Genomic DNA, 6727 nt, shown 5'->3' with positions numbered 1-6727 from the left:
TAGCCCTCTGCTAGAGCTTTGCTAGGCGTTTGGTAGCCCTCTGCTAGAGCTTTGCTAGGCGTTTGGTAGCCCTCTGCTAGAGCTTTGCTAGGCGTTTGGTAGCCCTCTGCTAGAGCTTTGCTAGGCGTTTGGTAGCCCTCTGCTGCAGAATTCTCTGAAGAAATAGCGCCATCTACCTTATCTTTCTTTGGTAGAGCTTTGCTAGAATTTTTCTTAGCATTGGCGGCTTTTTTTCGTCCGCCTTTTGCTCCTCTAGCTCGCATGGACTTTGAGTAATCAATTTCTTTTTTGAGCAAGTCGAACATAACTTTATGTACAGCTGACAACTCAACTTCTTCACCGAACATGCCATACATATGTAGAGCGTAGATTAGTTCTTTTCGGTCTGGTTCTTCTAGAGCGGAGCACACCTCACCGATTTTCTCTGATACAGAGAATGCTTCAGCCATGTTTTAATCACCTCCTTCATAATGTCTTTGCCGTTGTTCTAAAACGGGATGTCTTCGTCATATACCGGTGCCTGCTGAGCGGGCGCTTGCTGGTATTGCTGGTAGCCCCCCTGCTGTGCCGACGCTTGGTCGTTATTGCGCGATGTTAAAAACTCGAGCTTATCAATAACCACCTCTAGTTTGCTGCGCTTTGTTCCGTCTTCTGCTTCCCACGCGTTGTACTTCAGGCGACCATCAACGCCAACCTTTGAGCCTTTAAAGAGGTAGCGGGATACAGATTCAGCACGCGCCCCGAACATGACGCAGGGAACAAAACAAGGGACGTGCTCCCACTCGCCGGTCTGCTGGTTTTTAAATCGCTCATTTACAGCGAGATTGAAATTCAGCACCTGCGCTCCGTTGCGTGTGGCACGTAGTTCAGGATCATGGGTAAGATTGCCGATCAGGCAAACCCGATTCATGGTCATGTTTTCTCCTTTATAATTTTTGATCGTTTATGCAATGGCTATCAAATTCTTAGAATGAGTAAGAGCCGGGCTTAGCTTGCGACTCTGCTGGTTGAGCGTCTACGACCTCTCCGGTCTCAGGATCTACGCCCTCAGGCACCTCTTCGGTCTCATAGTTCGGCTGCGTCTCAATGAGCGGCATATCCTCTTCTTCGTTGAAGACCTGCACCGTCTCGTCAGCCGCTGCTGCCTCTGCGCCCTCAACAGATACCGGCAAGAACTTAAAGGCACGGCGAATAACAGACTTCATCGCCATTGCCTCATAGTCAGTTGCCCAAGGACCATACTTGCCCGCCTTGGAGCGGCGCTTGACCGCTTCTACCTCTTGTTTTGTCATCACGTCGATGTAGTGCCCGCCGTCCTTAAAGTGAGCGACCATGTATACGTGAGTAAGTGGGCGGTTGTCGATCGGCTCAGTACTTGGAACGTGGCGCAGGGTCTCATTTAGCCCGTACTCATACTCGAACTCGTCTCCCTCATGCACGACGCGAGCACTAATATCTCGAAGCTCACCTGAGCGCCGTGCAAGGTCAATCATGCCCTTGTAGCCAAGGATGAAGGTTGCCTCTTTGCGCCCGGTCTTCTTGTTGTTAAACGGCAAGATATAGGCACGTCCCAGCCCGTCAACTGCGGATGGCTCCATGCCAAGAGCCGTACACTTCATGAGGCAGCCAAGTACACTCGCAGGGCTGCACTGAGCTAACTCGGGCGTTTGGTTGTATGCGGAAAGTGCCAGCTGAAACATGCGGTCACGGTTCATATGGCGCGGTGCCACTGCAGAAATTCGGTTCCAATTACGCTCAAGCAAGCCCTTAAAACCGGTGTTTTCAGACTTCTTAATCTCAGTTGATGCCTTAGCAATTGCTCCCATTGTTATAATTCCCTTCTATTAGTTGTCATTAGTTTTTCGCAGGTGAGAAGCGCAAACCACCGTCGCGCATATACTCAGTGGAATACATGGCGCGAAGCCCCGGATGATCTGCATCAAAGCGCTTAGAATCAAAACGGGTCGAGCTAGTGCGAATCCACGCGATTTTACCTGCTGGTGATACGATGCCCCTATGGTCTCCCATTTTGAGTTTCAGCTCTGAAGAGAGGCGCTTCTTATTCTCATCTGCGACCTTGCATGCATCGCAGGCGGCAAGGTACTCAGCGAGCACGTCAGGCGTTTGCCCAAGCTCTAAGAAGTCTTCTGTAGCTCTTGGATGGGCATTGATGATGTATGAGTTATCAACAGCCGCCGGGTCTGGCTCCTCACCACCTTTAACCGCCTTGTTCCAGAAGTTATCAACAGCGGCGTTAACCGCCTTGATGTCTTCCTCGTCGCGCATGATGCGGTACTCACGGTAGTCTTGCCCGCCGATGAGCACGGCTACGTCAGCAAAGGGACGACCGGTAACTGAGAGGTAGTGGGCGACCTGTGTCTGGTAAAACAGCGGTACACCGCTCTCCCACTTATCAGCACTGCGAAGACCTGCGGTTTTAATCTCGAGCACGCCCCAACCAAGCTCAGGGTCTTTGACCTCATAATCAAGTGATGCCTGCGCCCATGGGCGCTCAATTGAGCGGGCAATGGCATTTACACGCCGAATCGTGCGCTCGGGGTGGTTTTGCTTGTAATGCTCGCCTACCACAGGCTCAAGAATGTTGCCCCACATGACTGCGGATTTGCCTGAAATGTCTTCAGATACACCTGTGGTTTTATCAAGCCACACACGATACGGGGACGACCAAGGCGAGAGACCCATGATGGCTGCAACATCAGATCCTCCGATGCCTTGTCGGCGCAAACAAAGCCAAGAATCGTGAATCTCTTCCTCAGTTCCATCAAAACGTATGAGGTCAAAGTACTCTCCCTCACCACTAATCATTGCTTTCATCCTTTCCGATCCCAAATCGGATCAAATCAATTGCTTCTTCAAGTGTGATCTGCACCCAACGACTCTCAGCCCACTCACCAGATACCGACGTTTGACCAGCGAGACGCAGGTAATCAGCGGTGGTAACGTGGACTTGTGATTGAAGAATTGGAGCGCGGTAAACCTTTACAATAAGCATGCCGATATCTGCATCAGCATTTCCGCGCTCTATTACTGTCTGTGAGCGCCACTCGGCAATGAGACCAGGCGTTATGCGTTTGTGGGCTTTGCACTCAGCTATTGCATGAAACGCATGAGCATAAATCCCGTAGATATCACCCATGTCTTTATTACCATGAAGTGCACGGCGCTCAACTCGGTCATCTTCAAGCCCGGCTCTGAGTGCTTTGACCACGGCTGTTTCAAATGTGGTGCCTTTTTTCTTAGCTACGCTCATGCCGTGCCCTCAATCAAACCGGTAACAAGCATGAGCGCGATGAAGAAGATAGCGCCTAAGATATTGCGCTGCTGATCAGTTAAGTCATTTAGCATCATGCGAACTCCCTCACCAACAGCGCTAAGCCTTTAGCGGTGAGCTTCCCGTATGCTTGGCGGGTGATTGTCCCGTCGCTGTGCTGGATCGGCGGGGAAGCAACTTGTTTCATGCAGCCCTGATCAATTGCCCTGCGTGTTGGGGCGGTGCTTGCTTTGCACATAAGCTCACGATCGCGCAGGAAGTCGGTGAGATGATGGCGACGAACTAGCGGGTTGAGACTTGCAATGTAGCGTGCGGCTTCTGTAACCGTGATCAGGCCGTCTTCATCTGAGATGGCGCGCCCAATCTTTGCATGTGTCTGCATTGCTGCTATTTGCCTACGTTGGCGCTCAATGGTGCGCTCGGCAATCAGTACCGCACGCGCCATGGTTTCCTCAGGTGTTTCGTCTGGTGAGGTTGTCATGTACCCACCGTCTCGGCGGATGGCGGGTAGTACCTCGTCGAATACCCATGTTTCGAACTTCTGAGCGCTTTCGAGCTTTGAGGACGCGACAAGGCGATAGAGATCGCCTTCGGAAATGAAGCGAACTTCTTGCGTTCCGCCTGCTGTCGTAAGGGGGTAGCGTTTCACGACCCCCTTGCAATGACGTGCGATAGCGTCTTTGGTATTAACGTATCCAAGCGCGGTAGCAACATCGCGACCGCAGAAATACACGCGCCCATCTGATTCGACGGTGCGCAATGCTCCGAATTGCTCGGAGCCGAATTCGATAATATTCATTTAGAACTCCTCTTCCATCCAACGGTCAACCTCTTTGACCGGGATGCGGTAACCGCGTGCCTGACCAACCGGACAGACGGCATGGAGCCGCCCTGCGTCCATTTCATTTCGAAGGCTTCGCTCATCAAAGCCGGTGAATCGGGCTGTTTCTGAGAATGTGTATGCGAGTTTCGGGGGCAAGCCCGCCGCAACTGCGAACTTAAGCGCGGTTGATACATCAATCGCTTCTGCGATATCCATACGCGAGCGCACACTTTCAAGGCGTGCTAGCAGGTCTGTTACGCCTTCACGGCGCGTCTGCTTTGTAGTAGTATTCATGTTGACCTCCTTTTTGGTCGAGAAAGGCTCCTCTTGGTGGGTGGTAGCCTTTCTTTTTTTGATGTGATGTGTTTTCTTCTGGGGGTACACCTCCCCGCGAGCCTGTTTAGCGAGTCTCTGACTCAAACTCGACCGCCTTACCATGCGAGGCGTACGCCTTTCCGTCGGTGTTAGCGACGCTCTATGCAGTTTTCAAAGAACGGAGTTGCCTTTAGGCTGTGGTCTGGTTATTGACAATTAGTTTTTTGCAGTCCATCCGACTAAGTCATTAGGGGTCACCCCAAGCGCCTCAGCGATTGCAAATAATTTGTTCACCCCGGGGACAACAGACCCGTCTTCCCATTTGAAAACAGACCCCGGGTGCGAATGGGTCAACCGCGCTAGCTCTCGCTGGCTAATATCTTTTCGCGCCCTATACATTCGGATGTTCTCTGCAACGCGGCTCAAATCGAATTCCAAAGTGTCACCTCCTACCTATCAAATAGGGAACATATTCCCTATGCCATCAACTATAGGGAAGTTATTTCTTATGTCAATAGTTAAATACGAAAAAATTTGCCTATATTAGATTGATCTTATAAACTCGTCTTGTGACCTTGGGATTGGAGGCTGATATGAAGCTTAAAATTCGGGAATTGCGTAAAGCTAGAGGGATAACGCAGGGAAATCTTGCTGCCCTTCTATCAGTGGATATAAAAACTGTTGGGAATTGGGAGCTGGGCAAAACGCTTCCGGATATTAGCCAAGCATGGAATATCGCAGTTGCATTGAATACAGATCTAAATGAGTTGCTTGGTTGGTACGAAGACCACCCAATGACCGGGTCGCCGCACATTTCACATGATGAAGAGATTTTATTGCGTGACTATCGTGCAGCTACACCTGAAAGGCGACGCGCCCTAACAATGACTGCCCGCGATTATGCGGGCATGTCAAAAGCGTCAGAGGTAGATTCGCGGCAAGTTGAGAAAAAGAAAGCGGTCTAGCAGTTTCTGAAAAGCAGGGGGCGCTACTAAACGCCCCCAGAGGGTCTCATCGCACACACGGTGGAGAGACAAAGCCATTATAAGTGTGAAGGCGGATAATGGTAGGCTTTAAGTCGGCTATGGCGGGGGGACTTCTACGGAACCCTCGCCTTCTTTCTCCCATAGCGTAAGGAGGAGAGCCAATGGCACAGCGAAGCGCATACGGATGCATCGAGAAAGCGGGGACTAACCGTTGGCGCGTCCGTTGGTGGGGCGATATGCACGATGGAAAAGGCTACCGGCGCTGTTCTAAGACGATTCACGGCTCTAGAAAAGATGCGCGGCTCTATCTATCACAGATGCAAACAGCGCACCATGAAGACGCACCAGGCGTTACTATAGGTGATGTTTTTGAGCGTTGGTATTGGCCGCGCGCTGAGAAGACGCTATCAAAAAATAGCTTGATCAATTACAAGAGCGCATGGAACCGGGTACGGGATAAGTGGGAAAACAGGCTTGTAACCGACGTACACCCGATTGAGATACAAGAATGGTTACTTACCCTTACGGCTTCTCAGACGAAACGAGCCTTGGGCTTGCTCCGCCCGGTGATGGAGTATGCCGTTCGCTATGAGATGATACCGGCGAACCCCTTTAAAGTGAGATACGATACCAACCGCCCGAGCGATAAGAAAAAAGGCGTGATTGAGCGTGACAAGGGAATTTACACGCTTGATGAATGCGCGGCGCTAGTAAATGCTGCTAAGGATAGCCCGCTGCGTGTAGCTATCATTTTGGCGGCATTCGGCTCATGCCGTGTAGGCGAGTCCCTCGCCCCGACAGGTGCCGATGTGCAGGCAATAACCGCGTCTAACGGGATGCTCTGTGCAGCTGTTGCGATTACAGCTCAGGTGAATAACTCCGGAACGTTGGAATACACGCTTAAAAACGAACAGAGCGAGCGCACAGTTATCATCCCCGAACCATTCTCAAAAATCGTGATAGAAGCTGCGAAGAGAGCAGGAACCGGGCTACTCACTCACAATGGGCTAGGTGAGCCGGTCACAGATTATTATCGGCGGTCTGAATGGAAACGTATTTGTAAGTCAGCCGGTCTTCCCTGCTATCTACTTAGAAATCTACGCAACTCATGGCGTACATACATGCGATGGACACTTGGAGCCGACCTAGAGCATGTGGAGCATCTCATGGGGCATGCTGGGAATTCGATATCAGACAAGCATTATGTCCGACCCACCACCGAACAGTTAGTTGAGACCGTATCTATGGCGTTTGAGAAATGGGAAAATTTAGGAAATTGGGACAAATAGGGACAAACAGACTTTATACAAG

At 51.0% G+C, this 6727-nt stretch carries 10 protein-coding genes; 2 read left to right on the top strand and 8 right to left on the bottom strand.

What is annotated here, in order from left to right; translation table 11 throughout:
- The 8 genes from K6V98_RS08205 to K6V98_RS08170 all read right to left on the bottom strand — a co-directional run.
- A partial coding sequence (locus K6V98_RS08205) for a DUF6291 domain-containing protein (protein WP_222200041.1) occupies positions 1-449 on the bottom strand: 449 nt, incomplete at its 3' end.
- 38 nt (positions 450-487) lie between these two features.
- Positions 488-916, bottom strand: a complete 429-nt coding sequence (locus tag K6V98_RS08200; RefSeq protein ID WP_222200040.1) for a single-stranded DNA-binding protein — start codon at positions 914-916, stop codon at positions 488-490.
- A 49-nt stretch (positions 917-965) separates the two neighbouring features.
- Positions 966-1826, bottom strand: a complete 861-nt coding sequence (locus K6V98_RS08195; RefSeq protein ID WP_222200039.1) for a recombinase RecT — start codon at positions 1824-1826, stop codon at positions 966-968.
- A gap of 28 nt (positions 1827-1854) precedes the next feature.
- Positions 1855-2826: a YqaJ viral recombinase family nuclease gene (locus K6V98_RS08190; RefSeq protein WP_222200038.1), complete on the bottom strand. Its 972-nt coding sequence runs from the start codon at positions 2824-2826 to the stop codon at positions 1855-1857.
- Entirely contained in the window at positions 2819-3271 is a 453-nt protein-coding gene (locus K6V98_RS08185) for a putative PDDEXK endonuclease (RefSeq protein WP_222200037.1), read from the bottom strand. The genes K6V98_RS08190 and K6V98_RS08185 overlap by 8 nt, the downstream gene beginning before the upstream one ends.
- A gap of 94 nt (positions 3272-3365) precedes the next feature.
- A complete protein-coding gene (locus tag K6V98_RS08180; RefSeq protein WP_222200036.1) occupies positions 3366-4091 on the bottom strand; it encodes a BRO family protein in 726 nt (241 codons plus the stop codon).
- A complete protein-coding gene (locus K6V98_RS08175) occupies positions 4092-4409 on the bottom strand; it encodes a helix-turn-helix domain-containing protein (protein WP_222200035.1) in 318 nt (105 codons plus the stop codon).
- Positions 4410-4646: 237 nt separating this feature from the next.
- Positions 4647-4856 carry a helix-turn-helix domain-containing protein gene (locus K6V98_RS08170; protein ID WP_306792867.1) on the bottom strand — a complete coding sequence of 70 codons (210 nt, stop codon included), beginning with the start codon at positions 4854-4856 and terminating at the stop codon, positions 4647-4649.
- Positions 4857-5023: 167 nt separating this feature from the next.
- On the opposite strand from K6V98_RS08170, the gene K6V98_RS08165 reads away from it, so the two are divergent.
- The gene (locus K6V98_RS08165; protein ID WP_222200033.1) at positions 5024-5395 is read left to right on the top strand and encodes a helix-turn-helix transcriptional regulator; all 372 of its coding nucleotides are present in this window, start codon (positions 5024-5026) and stop codon (positions 5393-5395) included.
- A gap of 182 nt (positions 5396-5577) precedes the next feature.
- Positions 5578-6705 (top strand): tyrosine-type recombinase/integrase, encoded by a 1128-nt coding sequence (locus tag K6V98_RS08160; protein ID WP_222200032.1) that lies wholly within the window; start codon positions 5578-5580, stop codon positions 6703-6705.
- Positions 6706-6727 lie beyond the last annotated feature (22 nt).

The organism is Collinsella ureilytica (assembly GCF_019795105.1).
Classification (GTDB): domain Bacteria; phylum Actinomycetota; class Coriobacteriia; order Coriobacteriales; family Coriobacteriaceae; genus Collinsella; species Collinsella ureilytica.
The sequence above is the reverse complement of the archived record's forward strand: the minus strand, read 5'-3'. Positions and strand labels throughout refer to the sequence as shown.

Excerpts from the sequence above, each read along its gene's own strand:
- K6V98_RS08200 (WP_222200040.1), bottom strand. The coding sequence starts at position 916 with ATGACCATGAATCGGGTTTGCCTGATCGGCAATCTTACCCATGATCCT.
- K6V98_RS08195 (WP_222200039.1), bottom strand. The coding sequence starts at position 1,826 with ATGGGAGCAATTGCTAAGGCATCAACTGAGATTAAGAAGTCTGAAAAC.
- K6V98_RS08190 (WP_222200038.1), bottom strand. The coding sequence starts at position 2,826 with ATGATTAGTGGTGAGGGAGAGTACTTTGACCTCATACGTTTTGATGGA.
- K6V98_RS08185 (WP_222200037.1), bottom strand. The coding sequence starts at position 3,271 with ATGAGCGTAGCTAAGAAAAAAGGCACCACATTTGAAACAGCCGTGGTC.
- K6V98_RS08180 (WP_222200036.1), bottom strand. The coding sequence starts at position 4,091 with ATGAATATTATCGAATTCGGCTCCGAGCAATTCGGAGCATTGCGCACC.
- K6V98_RS08175 (WP_222200035.1), bottom strand. The coding sequence starts at position 4,409 with ATGAATACTACTACAAAGCAGACGCGCCGTGAAGGCGTAACAGACCTG.
- K6V98_RS08165 (WP_222200033.1), top strand. The coding sequence starts at position 5,024 with ATGAAGCTTAAAATTCGGGAATTGCGTAAAGCTAGAGGGATAACGCAG.
- K6V98_RS08160 (WP_222200032.1), top strand. The coding sequence starts at position 5,578 with ATGGCACAGCGAAGCGCATACGGATGCATCGAGAAAGCGGGGACTAAC.